Annotated in this window: 14 protein-coding genes; 8 read left to right on the top strand and 6 right to left on the bottom strand. The window is 61.1% G+C overall.

The features are described 5' to 3' along the window. Positions 1–2: 2 nt before the first annotated feature. On the bottom strand, positions 3–1,349 hold the full coding sequence (locus CWC48_RS01795; RefSeq protein WP_078047560.1) for a class II 3-deoxy-7-phosphoheptulonate synthase: 1,347 nt from the start codon (positions 1,347–1,349) through the stop codon (positions 3–5). A 124-nt stretch (positions 1,350–1,473) separates the two neighbouring features. Here CWC48_RS01795 and CWC48_RS01790 point away from each other — a divergent pair, with 124 nt between their 5' ends. Further along, complete coding sequence (locus tag CWC48_RS01790; RefSeq protein WP_078047561.1) at positions 1,474–2,229, top strand: spermidine synthase; 756 nt, start codon at positions 1,474–1,476, stop codon at positions 2,227–2,229. 101 nt (positions 2,230–2,330) lie between these two features. On the opposite strand, the gene CWC48_RS01785 is transcribed toward CWC48_RS01790, so the two are convergent. Next, on the bottom strand, positions 2,331–3,122 hold the full coding sequence (locus tag CWC48_RS01785; protein ID WP_099492399.1) for a crotonase/enoyl-CoA hydratase family protein: 792 nt from the start codon (positions 3,120–3,122) through the stop codon (positions 2,331–2,333). Between the two features lie 423 nt (positions 3,123–3,545). Between CWC48_RS01785 and CWC48_RS01780 the strand changes: the two genes are divergently transcribed. Next, entirely contained in the window at positions 3,546–5,219 is a 1,674-nt protein-coding gene (locus CWC48_RS01780) for a DEAD/DEAH box helicase (protein ID WP_078047563.1), read from the top strand. Between the two features lie 173 nt (positions 5,220–5,392). Here CWC48_RS01780 and CWC48_RS01775 read toward each other — a convergent pair whose 3' ends face one another. Further along, positions 5,393–6,160: a class III extradiol ring-cleavage dioxygenase gene (locus tag CWC48_RS01775; protein ID WP_078047564.1), complete on the bottom strand. Its 768-nt coding sequence runs from the start codon at positions 6,158–6,160 to the stop codon at positions 5,393–5,395. Between the two features lie 103 nt (positions 6,161–6,263). On the opposite strand from CWC48_RS01775, the gene CWC48_RS01770 reads away from it, so the two are divergent. After that, complete coding sequence (locus tag CWC48_RS01770; RefSeq protein WP_100491211.1) at positions 6,264–6,920, top strand: thiopurine S-methyltransferase; 657 nt, start codon at positions 6,264–6,266, stop codon at positions 6,918–6,920. A gap of 689 nt (positions 6,921–7,609) precedes the next feature. Here the strand turns inward: CWC48_RS01770 and htpX are convergent. Together htpX and CWC48_RS01760 are read right to left on the bottom strand one after the other, a co-directional pair. Next, positions 7,610–8,497: a protease HtpX gene (gene htpX / locus CWC48_RS01765; protein ID WP_100491210.1), complete on the bottom strand. Its 888-nt coding sequence runs from the start codon at positions 8,495–8,497 to the stop codon at positions 7,610–7,612. Positions 8,498–8,801: 304 nt separating this feature from the next. Further along, positions 8,802–10,013, bottom strand: coding sequence for a pyridoxal phosphate-dependent aminotransferase (locus tag CWC48_RS01760; protein WP_016978462.1), 1,212 nt, complete (start codon positions 10,011–10,013; stop codon positions 8,802–8,804). A gap of 202 nt (positions 10,014–10,215) precedes the next feature. Between CWC48_RS01760 and msrB the strand changes: the two genes are divergently transcribed. The 3 genes from msrB to CWC48_RS01745 all read left to right on the top strand — a co-directional run bounded on the left by msrB (position 10,216) and on the right by CWC48_RS01745 (position 11,756). Then, entirely contained in the window at positions 10,216–10,608 is a 393-nt protein-coding gene (gene msrB / locus CWC48_RS01755) for a peptide-methionine (R)-S-oxide reductase MsrB (protein ID WP_078047567.1), read from the top strand. Between the two features lie 186 nt (positions 10,609–10,794). Beyond that, on the top strand, positions 10,795–11,280 hold the full coding sequence (locus CWC48_RS01750; protein ID WP_078047568.1) for a glutathione peroxidase: 486 nt from the start codon (positions 10,795–10,797) through the stop codon (positions 11,278–11,280). Further along, the gene (locus CWC48_RS01745; RefSeq protein ID WP_078047569.1) at positions 11,277–11,756 is read left to right on the top strand and encodes a MarR family winged helix-turn-helix transcriptional regulator; all 480 of its coding nucleotides are present in this window, start codon (positions 11,277–11,279) and stop codon (positions 11,754–11,756) included. The genes CWC48_RS01750 and CWC48_RS01745 overlap by 4 nt, the downstream gene beginning before the upstream one ends. Here the strand turns inward: CWC48_RS01745 and CWC48_RS01740 are convergent. Beyond that, positions 11,710–14,019: a response regulator gene (locus tag CWC48_RS01740; protein WP_099492404.1), complete on the bottom strand. Its 2,310-nt coding sequence runs from the start codon at positions 14,017–14,019 to the stop codon at positions 11,710–11,712. The two genes, CWC48_RS01745 and CWC48_RS01740, sit on opposite strands and share 47 nt — an antisense overlap. Before the next feature lie 164 nt (positions 14,020–14,183). Here CWC48_RS01740 and CWC48_RS01735 point away from each other — a divergent pair, with 164 nt between their 5' ends. Both CWC48_RS01735 and CWC48_RS01730 read left to right on the top strand, forming a co-directional pair. After that, positions 14,184–15,074 carry an ATP-binding protein gene (locus CWC48_RS01735; protein WP_078047571.1) on the top strand — a complete coding sequence of 297 codons (891 nt, stop codon included), beginning with the start codon at positions 14,184–14,186 and terminating at the stop codon, positions 15,072–15,074. Next, the gene (locus CWC48_RS01730) at positions 15,071–15,553 is read left to right on the top strand and encodes a GAF domain-containing protein (protein WP_078047572.1); all 483 of its coding nucleotides are present in this window, start codon (positions 15,071–15,073) and stop codon (positions 15,551–15,553) included. Before CWC48_RS01735 ends, CWC48_RS01730 begins: the two co-directional genes overlap by 4 nt. Positions 15,554–15,576 lie beyond the last annotated feature (23 nt).

Raw genomic sequence — 15,576 nt, 5'->3', positions numbered from 1 at the left:
TCTTAGCGTTTGACTTGTTTCAACGTCTCGGCAATCAGGAACGCCAATTCCAGCGACTGATCGGCATTCATCCGTGGGTCGCAGTGGGTGTGGTAGCGGTCCGACAAGCCATCCTCGGTGATCGGCCGCGCGCCGCCGATGCATTCGGTGACGTTCTGCCCGGTCATCTCGATGTGAATCCCGCCGGCATAGCTGCCCTCGGCCTGGTGCACCTGGAAGAACTCCTTTACCTCGCCCAGGATCTGCGCAAAGTCGCGGGTCTTGTAGCCGCTGCTGGCCTTGATGGTGTTGCCGTGCATCGGGTCGGAGCTCCACAGCACCTGCTTGCCCTCGCGCTGCACCGCGCGGATCAGGTTGGGCAGGTGGTCGCCGACCTTGCCGGCGCCCATGCGCGCGATCAGATTGAGGCGGCCCGGGTCGTTGTCCGGGTTGAGGATGTCGATCAGGCGGATCAGGTCATCCGGGTTCATGCTCGGGCCGACCTTGACCCCGATCGGGTTGTTCACCCCGCGCAGGAACTCGACGTGGGCACCGTCCAACTGACGGGTACGGTCGCCGATCCACAGCATGTGCGCCGAGCAGTCGTAGTAGTCGTTGGTCAGGCTGTCACGGCGCACGAAGGCTTGTTCGTAGTTGAGCAGCAGCGCTTCGTGGGCGGTGAAGAAGCTGGTTTCGCGCAGTTGCGGCGAGCTGTCCATGCCGCAGGCGCGCATGAAAGCCAGGGTTTCGTCGATGCGGTCGGCCAGTTGGCTGTACTTTTCGGCCAGGGCGGAGTTGGCGATGAAGTCCAGGTTCCACTTGTGCACCTGATGCAGGTCGGCAAACCCGCCCTGTGCGAAGGCACGCAACAGGTTCAGGGTGGCGGTGGACTGGTGGTAGGACTGCAGCAGGCGGTCGGGGTCCGGCACGCGGCTTTTTTCGTCGAAACCGATGCCATTGACGATATCGCCACGGTAGGCGGGCAGGGTGACGCCGTCGATGGTTTCATCGTTGGCCGACCGCGGCTTGGCAAATTGGCCGGCCATGCGCCCGACTTTGACCACCGGGCAGCCGGCAGCGAAGGTCATCACGATCGCCATCTGCAGCAGCACCTTGAAGGTGTCGCGGATCTTCGCGGCGGAGAACTCGGCGAAGCTCTCGGCGCAATCGCCGCCTTGCAGCAGGAACGCGCGCCCCTGGGTCACCTCGGCAAACTGGCGGCGCAACTCGCGGGCTTCACCGGCAAACACCAGTGGCGGGTAGCTGGCCAGGTTCTGCTCCACTTGCAACAAGTGCGCAGCGTCCGGGTACTGGGGTTGTTGCTGGATCGGCAGGGCGCGCCAGCTGTCGGGGCTCCAGGGTTGGCTCATCATGAACTCGATTGGCTGATTGACGGTCGGGCGCCAATGTTATCAGCAATTAGTGCGTGACCTGTTGCCGCCGGTTGGCCGACAATCGCGCCTTTGCCGTGCGGTAAACCCCTTAGGAGTAGTGATGACCGAGGAGCGTGTCGAGCGCCTGCTCGCCGAAGTCCATGATGATTTCGGCATGATCCGTGTGCTCGAAGTGGCCGATTACCGTTTTCTCGAGTTTGGCGACGCCATCGAGCAAAGCTGCGTGTTCACCGCTGACCCTAGTTGGCTGGAGTACGACTACACCCGTGCGATGCTGATTGGTGCGTTGTGCCATGCGCAACCGGAGAGCGCGCTGTTCCTCGGCCTGGGCGCCGGCACGCTGACCCAGGCGTGCCTGAAGTTCCTGCCGCTGGAAGATGTGGAAGCCATCGAACTGCGCCCCGATGTGCCGCGCCTGGCCATCGAATACCTGGGGCTCGACGACGATCCGCGGCTGTACATCCGCATCGGTGACGCCCTGCAATTGCTCGACAGCGCCGAGCCGGCCGACCTGATTTTCGTCGACCTCTACACCGACGTCGGCCCAGGCGTCGGCCATCTGGCGTGGACCTTCCTGGAAAACTGCCAGAAAAAGCTCAACCCCGGCGGCTGGCTGGTGATCAACCAGTGGGCCACCGACGATGGCAAGCCCCTGGGGGCGGCGTTGTTGCGTGGGTTGTACCACCGGCATTACTGGGAGTTGCCGGTGAAGGAGGGCAATGTGATTCTGCTGGTGCCGTCCGAACTGGACCAGGAACTGGAAATGGATGCGCTCTCGGCCCGTGCCGAAGCGTTAGCGCCGAGGTTGGGGTACTCGTTGCAGCCGTTGATCAAGGCGATTCGGCCCGCAACCTAGTTGCTTGTTCGGACGCCTTCGCGGGCGAGCCCGCTCCCACAGGGGCATGCACTTCAAACTGTGGGAGCCGGCTTGCCCGCGAAGCGGCCGCTACTGCCAATTCAAATGCCCTTGAACACCCCAGGCCGCTTCTCGATCATCGCCCGCACACCTTCCTTGGCATCTTCACTGTTAAGCAGCTTATCCACCATCGGCGGCAACGCGGCCGCCGCCACGGTTTCACCCTCCATGCGCGCCAGGCGTGCCGACATCAACGTCGCCTGCACACCCAGCGGTGCCTGGCGGGCAATGCGGTTGGCCAGTTCGACGGCGCGGGGCAGCAGGTCTTCGCTGGCCATCACTTCTTGCACCAGGCCCAGGCGCAAGGCGTCATGGGCATCGAACTCATCGCCAGTGAGCAGCCAGCGCATCGCGTTGCCCCAGCCGGCGATCTGGTGAAAGCGCAACGTCGCGCCGCCGAACGGAAAGATCCCGCGCTGGACTTCCATCTGCGCAAAGCGCGTGTTGCTGGCGCAAAGATTGATATCTGCGGCCAGCATCAGCTCGATGCCGATGGTGAGGCAGTAGCCCTGGGCCGCGACGATCACCGGTTTGCTTACCCGCGGGCCGGCGAACACGCCCCAAGGGTCGCAGCCCCCCAGCGGCGGTTGCCAGCCGCCTGCCATCACACTACTGACATTGGCCAGGTCCAGCCCGGCCGTGAAGTGATCGCCATGGGCAAACACCACGGCCACCCGTGCGTCGTCATTTCGATCAAATTCGCCATAGGCCAGGCTCAGTTCATTGAGCAGGTCCAGGTCGAAAGCGTTGCGCTTGGCCACCCGGTCCAGGCCCAGCATCAGGACATGGCCCTGGAGTTCACGGCTGACGCGGCTGCTGCTGGCTTGATTCATGGGGTGTGCCCTCGGGCGCGGGGAAGGGTTTCGGACCAAAGGGTCGGAAAGGTCAGGTGAACCGTTTAAGCTTTGCGACCAACAGGGCCGGGCCTTTGAAAAATAGACCCTGGCGCAGTTATCTGCAAAGGCTGTGACGCAGCGCGGTTTATCGGCGCCTGGCGATAAAAAAAGCTCCCTTTTTCAGCTATTTCCGGTATAGTGCGCGCCGGCCTTTAACCGGGCCGCGTTTAGGTAGCGCAATTCCCCGAAGTCAGCTTCGGCTGCACGTCCGCACAGCGGACTCTCCCTTGACGAATCTTTTTCATTCATTCGTTTTCGCAAATCCCCGCCGACAAAGCAGCCAGGGCGACTCTTGAGTCTCAACACGGCATGCGCAGCTTTGGAGCATGGGTCTTTGCGGATGCACTTAGAGGCAGACCCATGACCCAGGAAACCGGCGGCTTCGCCGCTTTTAATCTTAACCCGAATATTCTTGCAGCCGTCGCAGCGACCGGCTATGAAGAGCCTTCGGCGATTCAGCAGCAATCGATCCCGATCATCATGGCCGGCCAGGACATGATTGGCCAGGCGCAAACCGGTACCGGCAAAACCGCCGCGTTCGCCCTGCCTATCCTGCACTGCATCGATCCTGCCAAGCGCGAACCGCAAGCCCTGATCCTGGCGCCAACCCGTGAGTTGGCGCTGCAAGTAGCAACCGCTTTTGAAACCTACGCCAAGCAAATGCCAGGCGTAACTGTTGTGGCCGTTTACGGCGGCGCGCCTATGGGCCCGCAACTCAAAGCAATCCGTAACGGCGCACAGATCGTTGTCGCCACCCCGGGCCGTCTGTGCGACCACCTGCGTCGTGACGAGAAAGTCCTGTCGACCGTGAACCACCTGGTTCTGGACGAAGCTGACGAAATGTTGAAGCTGGGCTTCATGGATGACCTGGAAGTCATCTTCAAGGCACTGCCGCCCACCCGTCAGACCGTATTGTTCTCGGCCACCTTGCCACAGTCGATCCGTGCCATTGCCGAACGCCACCTGCGCGATCCGCAACACGTGAAGATCCAGACCAAGACCCAGACCGTTACCGCGATCGAACAGGCTCACCTGTTGGTTCACGCTGACCAGAAGACCTCGGCTGTATTGAGCCTGCTGGAAGTCGAAGACTTCGACGCCCTGATCATGTTCGTGCGCACCAAGCAAGCGACCCTGGACCTGGCAAGCGCCCTGGAAGCCAAAGGCTACAAGGCCGCCGCGCTGAACGGCGACATCGCCCAGAACCAGCGTGAGCGCGTCATCGACTCCCTCAAGGATGGCCGCCTGGACATCGTTGTGGCGACCGACGTTGCTGCCCGTGGTCTTGACGTTCCACGTATCACCCACGTGTTCAACGTTGACATGCCGTACGACCCAGAGTCCTACGTTCACCGTATCGGCCGTACTGGCCGTGCCGGTCGCGAAGGTCGCGCTCTGCTGCTGGTCACTCCACGTGAGCGCCGCATGCTGCAAGTGATCGAGCGTGTTACCGGCCAGAAAGTCGCTGAAGTGCGCCTGCCGGATGCCCAGGCAGTCCTCGATGCCCGCATCAAGAAACTGACCAACAGCCTGGCGCCATTGGTGGCTGACGCTGAATCGACCCACGGCGAACTGCTGGACCGCCTGACCGCCGATATCGGTTGCACCCCGCGTGCCCTGGCCGCAGCCTTGCTGCGCAAAGCTACCAACGGTCAAGCCCTGACCCTGGCAGCCATCGAGAAAGAACGTCCACTGGTTCCGAACAGCGCGCCACGCGGTGATCGTCCAGAGCGTTCCGGCGACCGTCCAGACCGTGGTGATCGTGAGCGTCGCGCTCCGGTGCCATTGGCTGAAGGCCGTGCTCGTTGCCGTACCGCGCTGGGCGCGCGTGATGGTATCGCTGCCAAGAACCTGCTGGGCGCTATCCTCAACGAGGGTGGCCTGGCACGTGAAGCCATCGGTCGTATCCAGGTCCGTGACAGCTTCTCCCTGGTGGAGCTGCCGGAAGACGGTCTGGAAAAACTGCTGGCCAAGCTCAAAGACACTCGCGTTGCCGGTAAGCAGCTGAAGCTGCGTCGCTACCGCGAAGATTGATCCGCCCTTGGGCTGATTGATCGCACCTAAAAAATCCCCGACTCGGTCGGGGATTTTTTTTGGCTGATATTTTTACACGGCTATGCAGCAACTGTAGGGCCCGGCTGTCAGCGCCAAGTGTGTGGGCTGGAGCGCCGCACTCGCCGGCAAGCCGGCTCCTGCAAGGGGGGGCGTCAGCCGAAGCGGTAGATGTCCATGCCCAGCGCACCCAAGGTGAAGCCCTGGTGCGCCACGCTGAAATCGCCACCGGCACCCCGCGCAAAATACAGCGGCAGCAGGTGTTCATCACTGGGATGGTTGCGCACGGCATTCGGCGCCTGGCGGCGATAGTCGTGCAAGGCGGTTTCATCGTTGGCCGCCAGCTTGTCGACGACCCAGTCGCGGAACGCCAGCGCCCATGGCGTGATGGTCTCCGGCCCGGCGCGCCAATCAAGTTCACCGAGGTTATGAGTGATGCTGCCCGAGCCGATCAGCAACACACCTTGCTCGCGCAGGCTGGCCAGGGCATGCCCGACGCGGGTCTGCAGGGCAGGGCCCATGCGGCTGGGCAGGGACACCTGCACCACCGGAATATCCGCCGCCGGGTACATCAGCGACAGTGGCACCCAGGTACCGTGGTCGAAGGGGCGCCGGTCATCAATGCGGGCATTGAGGCCATCGGCGTGCAGCAATTGGACGATCTCGCTGGCCAACTGCGGGTCACCCGGCGCCGGGTATTGCACGGCGAACAATTCGCGCGGGAAACCGCCGAAGTCGTGCCAGGTTTCGGGCGCTGCGCTACCGCTGACCAAGAGTTCTTGGCTCTCCCAGTGTGCCGACACCACCACGATCGCCTTGGGCCGTGGCAGCTCGGCTGCCAGGCGCTGCAACGCGGGGCCGCTGGCGCCGGGTTGCAGGGCGAGCATGGGCGAACCGTGGGAGATAAACAGGCTGGGGAACATAAGGGGGGTCCTGAGCGTTAACATGGGCCCATCTTTAATCAGATCATTGATCTAAATCTAATATAAGTTTTAGTGCCTTTTGATCGAGTTTTCGGGAGGATCCATGGAACCTAAGTTTTGGCAGGAGCGCTGGGCGCGCAACCAGATCGGTTTTCATTTGCCCGAGGTCAATCCCTACCTGCAACGGCACTGGCCACCGTTGGCGCTCGCCCGAGACGCTCAGGTGCTGGTGCCCCTGTGTGGCAAGAGCCTGGATTTGATGTGGCTGGCCAGCCATGGGCTGCGAGTCATGGGCGTGGAGCTGTCGGAACAGGCCGTGGAGGCGTTTTTCAGTGAGCAGAGCCTTGTGCCACGCATTACACGGCGGGGGGCGTTCACGGTGTATCAGGCTGATCTGATCGAGGTATGGTGCGGCGATTTCTTTGCCCTGGACGCCGAGGCACTGGCTGATTGCACCGGGCTGTATGACCGAGCCGCACTGATAGCCTTGCCGCCGTTGATGCGTGCGCGGTATGCGGAGCACCTGAACCATCTGCTGCGTCCCGGCTGCCAGGGGCTGCTGGTCACTCTTGATTACGACCAGACCCAAAAAGCCGGGCCGCCGTTTGCGGTGACGGATGATGAAGTGAAGGTGTTGTTTGGGGCGGAATGGACGTTGGGGGTGCTTGAGGAGCAAGACATCCTGGGTGAGAGTTGGAAGTTTGTGCAGGACGGTGTTACGCGGCTTGATGAGCGGGTTTATCAGCTGACTATGCGTTGATCAGGGCAGTGCGATTGCGGCATGGGTATTTATACGACTCCGGGTAGGGCGTCGGACCTGGGGTGAGGGCGCTACCTAACTATTACCCTGGGATCCAAATGTGTATGGCTTGCCTGAGAAGGCGGCCTAACTGCCGACCACAATCTAACGATCACCCCGCGATCCAACTGTAGGAGCTGGCTTGCCAGCGATGGCGGCCTGACAGCCGACCAAAATCTAACTGTCACCCCGCGATCCAACTGTGGGAGCTGGCTTGCCTGCGAAGACGGCCTGACAGCCGACCACAATCTAACTGTCACCCCACGATCCAACTGTGGGAGCTGGCTTGCCTGCGAAGGCGGCCTGACAGCCGACCTGGATGTTGGATCTGGCTGGGTACATATCCGTTATTCAGGTAACGGCTGCATGGGTTCCGCCCTTACGGGGGCTAAGCCGGCATCCCTGCCGGTTTACCTCAAAATCCCTGTCGAATTCCGGCCAGCGTGTTTGACGGGGCGCCTAAGATCAAAAGCAACATCAAGTTCAAGAGCGGCTCGCTTCGCATCGTGGTTAAGGATGGCCATCGCGAGCACGCCAGGCTTCTGCATGTGCCCACGTACGGCTGTGGGAGCCGGGCTTGCCCGCGATGACGATATTCGCGCCCACAAAAAAGGGGCGATCAGATCGCCCCTCGTTGCGTCACCTTGTACTTAGCCCCGACGGCGCAGTGCGTCGATGCGCTCTTCCAGTGGCGGGTGGCTCATGAACAGGCGAGCCATGCCCTGTTTGATACCGCCGTTGATGCCGAAGGCTGTCAGGCTGTCTGGCATATGCACCGGCAGGCCCTGTTCGGAGCGCAGGTGTTGCAGCGCTGCAATCATCGCCCCGGTACCGGCCAGGCGAGCACCGGCTTCGTCTGCACGGAATTCGCGTTTGCGCGAGAACCACATGGTGATCGCGCTGGCCAGGAAGCCCAGCACCAGTTCAGCGAAGATGGTCGCCACGAAGTAGGCAATGCCGCGACCGCCTTCGTTCTTGAAGATCACCTTGTCGACAAAGTTGCCGATGATCCGCGCGAAGAACATCACGAAGGTGTTCACCACGCCCTGGACCAGCGCCAGTGTGACCATGTCACCGTTGGCCACGTGGCCGATCTCGTGGGCCAGCACCGCCTTCACTTCATCGTACGAGAAGCGTTCCAGCATGCCCTGGCTGACGGCAACGAGTGCGTCGTTCTTGTTCCAGCCGGTGGCAAACGCGTTGGCTTCATAGGCCGGGAAGATCCCGACCTCAGGCATCTTGATACCCGCCTCGCGGGACAACTGCTCAACGGTCTGCAGCAACCATTGCTCATGCCGGGTACGTGGCTGGGTGATCACCTGGGTGCTGGTGCTCATCTTTGCCATCCACTTGGAGATGAAAAGCGAGAACAGCGAGCCGGCAAAACCAAAGACCGCACAGAAAACCAGCAGCTGATTGAGGTTCAGGTCAACCCCGTTGGCCGCCATGAACCCGTTGAAGCCGAAAAGGCTCAAGGTGATGCTGGCAATCAGCACGACCGCAAGGTTAGTGGCCAAGAACAGCAGGATGCGCATCATGGTTGTAGAATTCTCCTCATGCTTAATATGTCGCGTACTGCGGGGTATATAAGGTGCGGCATGGGGTGATTCAACCGAGCGACTATTTCAAACTGTGTCCTACAGCATGAATGTAGGGCCGTGAAGGGATTTTCCGAGGTTCAAAAGGCGTCTTGACCGGTTCGCCGTTACCTTTGCGCCCTGTAATCATAGGGGGTAGGTGGCAGTTTCGCCGCCAGCGAAGTGCTGGAATGGAGAAGGGGCAGAGAAGTGTTGCCAGATACTCGCTGTACGACCGATTGTCGGTCGTACAGCGCCGTTTGCATTACTGGCGATAGGACTTGAGGAAGTTGCCGATGCGACCAATGGCCATGTCCAGGTCATCCACGCGCGGCAGCGTCACCACGCGGAAGTGATCCGGCCACGGCCAGTTGAATGCGGTGCCTTGCACCACCAGCAGCTTTTCCGACAGCAACAGGTCGAGCACAAACTTCTCGTCGTTGAGAATCGGGCACACTTTCGGGTCGATTCGCGGGAAGGCGTACAACGCACCCATGGGTTTGACGCAGCTCACGCCCGGGATTGCGTTGAGCAGCTCCCAGGTGCGGTTGCGTTGCTCCAGCAGGCGGCCTTGGGGCAACACCAGGTCGTTGATGCTCTGGTAGCCGCCCAGGGCGGTCTGGATCGCGTGCTGGCTCGGCACGTTGGCGCACAGGCGCATATTGGCCAGCATGTCGATGCCTTCGATGTAGCTCTGGGCGTTGTGCTTGGGACCGGAAATGGCGATCCAGCCGGAACGGAACCCCGCCACGCGGTAGGACTTGGACAGGCCGTTGAAGGTCAGGCACAGCAGGTCCGGCGCCAGGGAAGCGGTGCACACGTGCACGGCGTCGTCGTAGAGGATCTTGTCGTAGATCTCGTCGGAGAACACCACCAGGTTGTGCTGGCGCGCCAGTTCGAGCATGCCCAGCAACACTTCCTTGGAGTACACCGCACCCGTCGGGTTGTTCGGGTTGATGATCACCAGGGCTTTGGTGTTCGGGGTAATCTTGGCCTTGATGTCGGCCAGGTCGGGGAACCAGTCGGCGCCTTCGTCACACAGGTAGTGCACCGGGTGGCCACCTGCCAGGGTCACGGCGGCGGTCCACAACGGGTAATCCGGCGCCGGCACCAGCACTTCGTCGCCGTTGTTGAGCAGGGCCTGCATGGACATCACGATCAGCTCGGACACGCCATTGCCCAGGTAGATGTCTTCGATACCGACACCTTCGACCTGCTTCTGCTGGTAGTACTGCATCACCGCCTTGCGCGCGCTGAACAGGCCTTTGGAGTCGCTGTAGCCCTGGGCGGTGGGCAGGTTGCGGATCACGTCCTGGAGGATCTCGTCCGGCGCTTCGAAACCAAACGGCGCCGGGTTGCCAATGTTCAGCTTGAGGATGCGATGGCCTTCCTCTTCCAGGCGTTTGGCGTGCTTGAGCACTGGGCCGCGAATGTCGTAGCAGACGTTGGCGAGCTTGTTCGATTTGCTGACCTGCATGGCGATGTGATCCTGAAAATGAACGATCCAGACGGTGTGGACACTACCGTACTGCGAATCCTGCGGGGCCCGCACCCATAAATACGTTTGAATGCCGGTAGCGCGGGTGCCAGACTGGCGTTTTGAAGAGGCGCAATCATACGTGCCGCCTGATCCATGGAAAAGACACAGATCAGGCTTTTTCAGTTGCCGAGGTGTACCGATGGAAAAGTTGCAGAAAACCGTTGATGAGTGGAAGGCGATGCTCGATCCAGAGCAGTACAACGTATGCCGTCTCAAGGGCACCGAGCGTCCTTTCAGCGGCAAGTACAATGACACCAAGACCGACGGCGTGTATCACTGCATCTGCTGCAATGAGCCACTGTTCGATTCGGCTACCAAGTTTGATTCCGGCTGCGGCTGGCCGAGCTTCTACGCACCGATCGCCGACAGCGCGATGGTCGAGATCCGTGACGTCAGCCACGGCATGATCCGCACGGAAGTCACCTGCGCCAAATGCGATGCACACCTGGGGCACGTGTTTCCGGACGGCCCGCCGCCGACCGGCCTGCGTTATTGCATCAATTCGGTGTGCCTGGACCTCGTCCCGCGTTGAATTGACCGACGCGGCATCCTGTAGGCGCCCGGCTTGCCGGGGATGGCGATCTCACGGACGCCATCGCCGGCAAGCCGGGCGCCTAGGGGGGAGGGGTGATAGTGAGGTATCAATTTGGTCAATTAAATTGCATGCAATTTAATTGCCTACTATGTTTACCCCTCTTTTCCCCAACGAGGCACTGCCATGAGTGACAACCTGCTGAGCATCCCTTGCACCACCATCAAGGGTGAGCAAAAGACCTTGGCCGATTTCGCCGGCAAGGCCATCCTCGTGGTCAATACCGCCAGCAAGTGTGGCTTCACTCCGCAGTACAAGGGCCTGGAGCAGCTCTGGCAACAGTACAAGGACCAGGGGTTGGTGGTACTGGGTTTCCCTTGCAACCAGTTCGGCAAGCAAGAGCCCGGTAACGAAGGTGCGATTTCCGAATTCTGCGAGCTGAATTTCGGCGTCAGCTTCCCGCTGTTCAAGAAGATCGACGTGAATGGCAGCGAGGCCCATCCCTTATTCGTGCAACTGAAAAAGCAGGCGCCAGGCCTGCTGGGTTCCAAAGGCATCAAGTGGAACTTCACCAAGTTCCTCATTGGCCATGACGGCCAGGTGGTCAAGCGCTTTGCCCCGACCACCAAGCCGCAGGACCTGACCCAAGAGATCGAAGCCCTGCTCAAATGACCGTCTCCCTGGCCCTCGACCATCAACTGTGTTTCAAGCTCTACGCCGCCTCCCGGGCGGTGACCCGCGCCTACAAGCCAATGCTCGATGAGTTGGGCCTGACCTACCCGCAATACCTGGTGATGCTGGTGCTGTGGGAATGGCACGAAGCAGCGCCGGCGCAGCCCACGGTCAAGGCCTTGGGTGAGCGCTTGATGCTCGACTCGGGCACGCTGACGCCGTTGCTCAAGCGTCTTGAGCAGCTCAAATGGGTCCGGCGCCAGCGCAGTAGCAAGGATGAGCGGGAAGTGCACTTGAGCCTGAGCGAAGCCGGTGTGCACTTGCGCGATCAGACCCAGGGCCTCAAGACCCGGCTGCTGTGCGACAGCGGCATCGACCTGAACCAGGCCGACACGTTGCGCGATGGCCTGGACAAGCTGCTCGGGCAGATCAGAGACGTGTCGTCTTCGGCACCCACAGCTCCAGCAAACCGCTGAGTTCTTCGCGACGAAACGGTTTGGCCAGGTAGTCATTCATGCCTGCGGCCCTGCACCGCTCGCGTTCTTCTGACAAGGCATTGGCCGTTAACGCGACAATGGGCAGGTCCGGCCAGCGCCCGCTGCGGCGAATCTGCCGGCTGGCCTCATAGCCATCCATCACCGGCATATTGCAGTCCATCAACACCATGTCGAAGGGCTGCTCCTCCAGAAACTTCAGCGCCTCCCCGCCGTGAGCCGCGACGACCACCTCGCACCCCAGCTTGCTGAGCATGCCCTTGGCCACCAGTTGGTTGACCGGGTTGTCCTCCACCAGCAGGATGCGCGCGCGATGGGCCAGGGGCGCGGCTTCCATCTGGATCGGGTCGAGGATCAGTTGCGCATCGCTGCGCAGGTTTCGTTGCAGGATCTGATACAGCGCATTGCGGCTCAGCGGGCGTGCTTGTTGCTGCAAGGGCGCGAGTGCCGCGACTTCTTCACTGGGCATGAAATTGCCATAGGCGGTCACCAGCAGGATCGGCGCGCTGATGGAAGGACGCAGGCGGAACAGGCATTCCGGGCAGTCGGTGATCAACAGGTCCGGGGTGTGCCCGCTCAAGTCTTCATCACGCGGGTAGCAATGCGGTGTCAGCCCCCAATGGGGCAGCAGGGTGGTGAGCAGTTCGGTCAGGCCGCTGCCGGCGCTGGTGATGGCGATCACTTCGCCCGTGAGCGGTGTCGGTTGCACCGCAGGCAAATGGATCGGCAGCGGCAGGTCGGCGCAGAATTGGCTACCAAAGCCCACCTCCGAGCTGATGCTCAAACGGCCCTTCATGGCTTCACACAGGTTATGCGTCAGGGCCAGCCCCAGGCCTGTGCCACCAAACTGGCGGGTGATACCGGCGCCAGCCTGGGTGAACGGCTGGAAGATCTTCACCTGGGCTTCCTGGGCAATGCCGATACCGGTGTCGCACACCTCAATGCGTACCCGGCCCTCCAACGCACTGAGGCGCACGTCCACCCGGCCGAAGCGCGTGAATTTCAAGGCATTGGACAGCAGGTTACTGACGATTTGCCGCACCCGGGTCGGGTCGCCCAGGACTTGGGCGGGAAATTGCGGGTCGATCAGGCAGGTCAGTTCAACGCTCGGCGCCGCGTTCTGCGACAACAGGTTGGCGGTGTCTTCCACCAGTGAGCCCAGGTCGAACGGTATGCGCTCCAGCTCCAGCTGACCGGCGTCGAACTTGGACAGGTCGAGAATATCGTTGAGCAGCTCCACCAGCACTTTGCCCGAATCATGGGCGATGGACAGTTGCTGGCGCTGCTCAGCGTTGAGCGGGCTGTCCAGCGACAGCGCGATCATGCCCAGCAGGCCGTTGAGCGGGGTGCGGATTTCGTGGCTCATGTTGGCCAGGAACGCGGCCCGCGCCTGGGCCATGCCGAGTGCATGCATCTTCGCCGCTTCCAGTTCATCGTTGGACTGGCTCAGGCGCTGGTTGCTGGCCTTGAGCTCCAGGGTGCGAGCGGAGACGATATCTTCCAGTTGCCCCAGGTATTCAGTCAGCCGATCTTCGGCGTGACGGCGTTGCTGGATCTCCGTCTCCATGTTTTCGAACTGTTGGTTGGCGACGTTCACCAGTACGCCGATTTCGTCATGTTCGTGGCCGGGCGGGCAGTCCAGGCGGGCCTGTCTGCGGTTGCTCAGCTCACGGATAATGCGCACCAGCGGCTGGGTCAACATCACGTAGAACAAGCCCAGCAGGATGCCGGTGAGCAACAGGCTGCGGACAAAGCCATTGAGCAGGGTGATTTCGGCACGGTGCAGAAAGCGGCTGCCAAAGGCATAGGTATCGACGTCCAGGCGCAGCACGCCGAGGGATTCGTTGGGCATATGGCTGAGGAATAAGCGGTCTTCAAAATGGCGGTTGGCGCCGAACATGAAGTCGCTCAGGGGGCGGTAGGTGCCCTCCTTGCGTGGCCGGTCGACATCGGCCAGCACCACGCCGTTGTTGTCGATCAACTGGGCGTGAATGATGGCGGGGGAGTGCAGCAAGCCCAGGGTCAGTTCCTGGGCCAGTTCGGCGTCGATGTTGTAGGCGATGCGTGACGCGGGGTTATGGCTGATTTCGATCAGTGAGCGAATTTCACGGTTGATGGATGCGTCTTCGCTGGCATAATCAATGCCGATTTGGATCAGGCTGAGCAAGGTTCCCAAGACGAAACCGACCAGCACAGTCAATCTGGCTTGTTTATAAGACAAGCGGTGGGCGAACTTGATATCCATTGAGTGTTGAACCACTTCACGTTTCCCTTCGCCCGGCAAGCATAGCTGAACATCCACAGGCTCTGGCTTACCCGGCATGAATCGTTTTTTTACGCAGCCTCGTGCGGTCTGCCGCAGGGTTGCCAATACGCCATCTTTTGCAAGAACTTGCCAGAGGAATAATCGTGGATTCTCGATTGAACGCCTTTCTTGAGCGGGCCGACGCAGTGCTCGCCCGCCTGGAACCCTTGTTGCCCGCGCCGCGCCAAACCATCGATTGGAACCAGTGCCTGGCTGCCCGCTGGCAGCGTGAAGGCCGCAGTGGTTTCCTGTTGCCCTTGGACGTGAGCCTGGAGATGCGCCTGTCTGACCTGATCGGCGTGGACAAGCAACGTGAAACACTGGCGCGCAACACCCAGCAATTCATCGACGGCCTGCCCGCCAACCATGCACTGCTGTGGGGGTCGCGTGGCACTGGTAAATCGTCCATGGTGCGTGCCTTGCTGGCGCAGCACGCCAAGGCCGGCTTGCGCCTGATCGAAATCGAGCGCGACCACCTGGCGGACCTGCCACGAGTGGTCGAGCAACTGGTCAAGCTGCCGCAGCGGTTTATCCTGTTCTGCGACGACCTGTCGTTCGAGGCCGGCGAGGGTGATTACCGCGTGCTCAAAAGTGTGCTCGACGGCTCCCTCGAACAAGCCCCGGAAAACGTGCTGTTGTACGCCACCTCCAACCGCCGCCACCTGGTGCCGGAAAACCAGAGCGACAACGACAACTGGAAACGCGTGGATGGCGAACTGCACCCAAGCGAAGCCGTGGAGGACAAGATCGCCTTGTCCGACCGTTTCGGCTTGTGGCTGTCGTTCTACCCGTTCACCCAGGAGCATTTCCTGGATGTGGTTGAGCACTGGATCGGCGAGCTGGCGAACAAGGCCGGTTTGCAGTGGCAGCGCGATGAAGCCCTCGACATCCTTGCCGTGCGCTGGGCCACCGGTCGCGGCAACCGTAACGGCCGTTGTGCCTATCAATTCGCCCGCTACTGGGTGGGCCTCAAATTGTTGGAGCGTCAACCATGATCGATCTAACCAGCGCCGGTACTGGCCTTGATGGCTACGCCATGCTCTGCGCGCAACTGGAGTCGCTGCTGGCCGATGAACGTGACTTCATTGCCAACAGCGCGCAGTTCTCGGCGTTCCTGTTCAACCAATTGGATGACTTGAACTGGGCCGGCTTCTACCTCAACCGCAACGAAGAACTGGTGCTCGGACCATTCCAGGGCCAGATTGCCTGTGTGCGTATTCCGTTTGGCCGTGGAGTATGTGGTGCGGCGGCGGCGTCGCGGCAAACCCAGCGAGTGGAGGATGTTCACGCGTTTGCTGGGCACATTGCCTGTGACAGTGCATCGAACAGCGAGCTGGTGGTACCCCTGGTCAAGGACGGCAAACTGATTGGCGTCCTTGACCTCGACAGCCCATCACTCGCGCGTTTTACCGTCCAGGACCAGGCAGGTATCGAACAGTTGGCGGCGATTTTCCTGCGCTTGACCGACTGCTGATCAGGTGAGGGGCGGCAACCGCC

Source organism: Pseudomonas sp. S10E 269, from assembly GCF_002798465.1.
Lineage (GTDB): Bacteria > Pseudomonadota > Gammaproteobacteria > Pseudomonadales > Pseudomonadaceae > Aquipseudomonas > Aquipseudomonas pergaminensis.
This window is presented reverse-complemented; position numbering and strand designations above follow the sequence as displayed.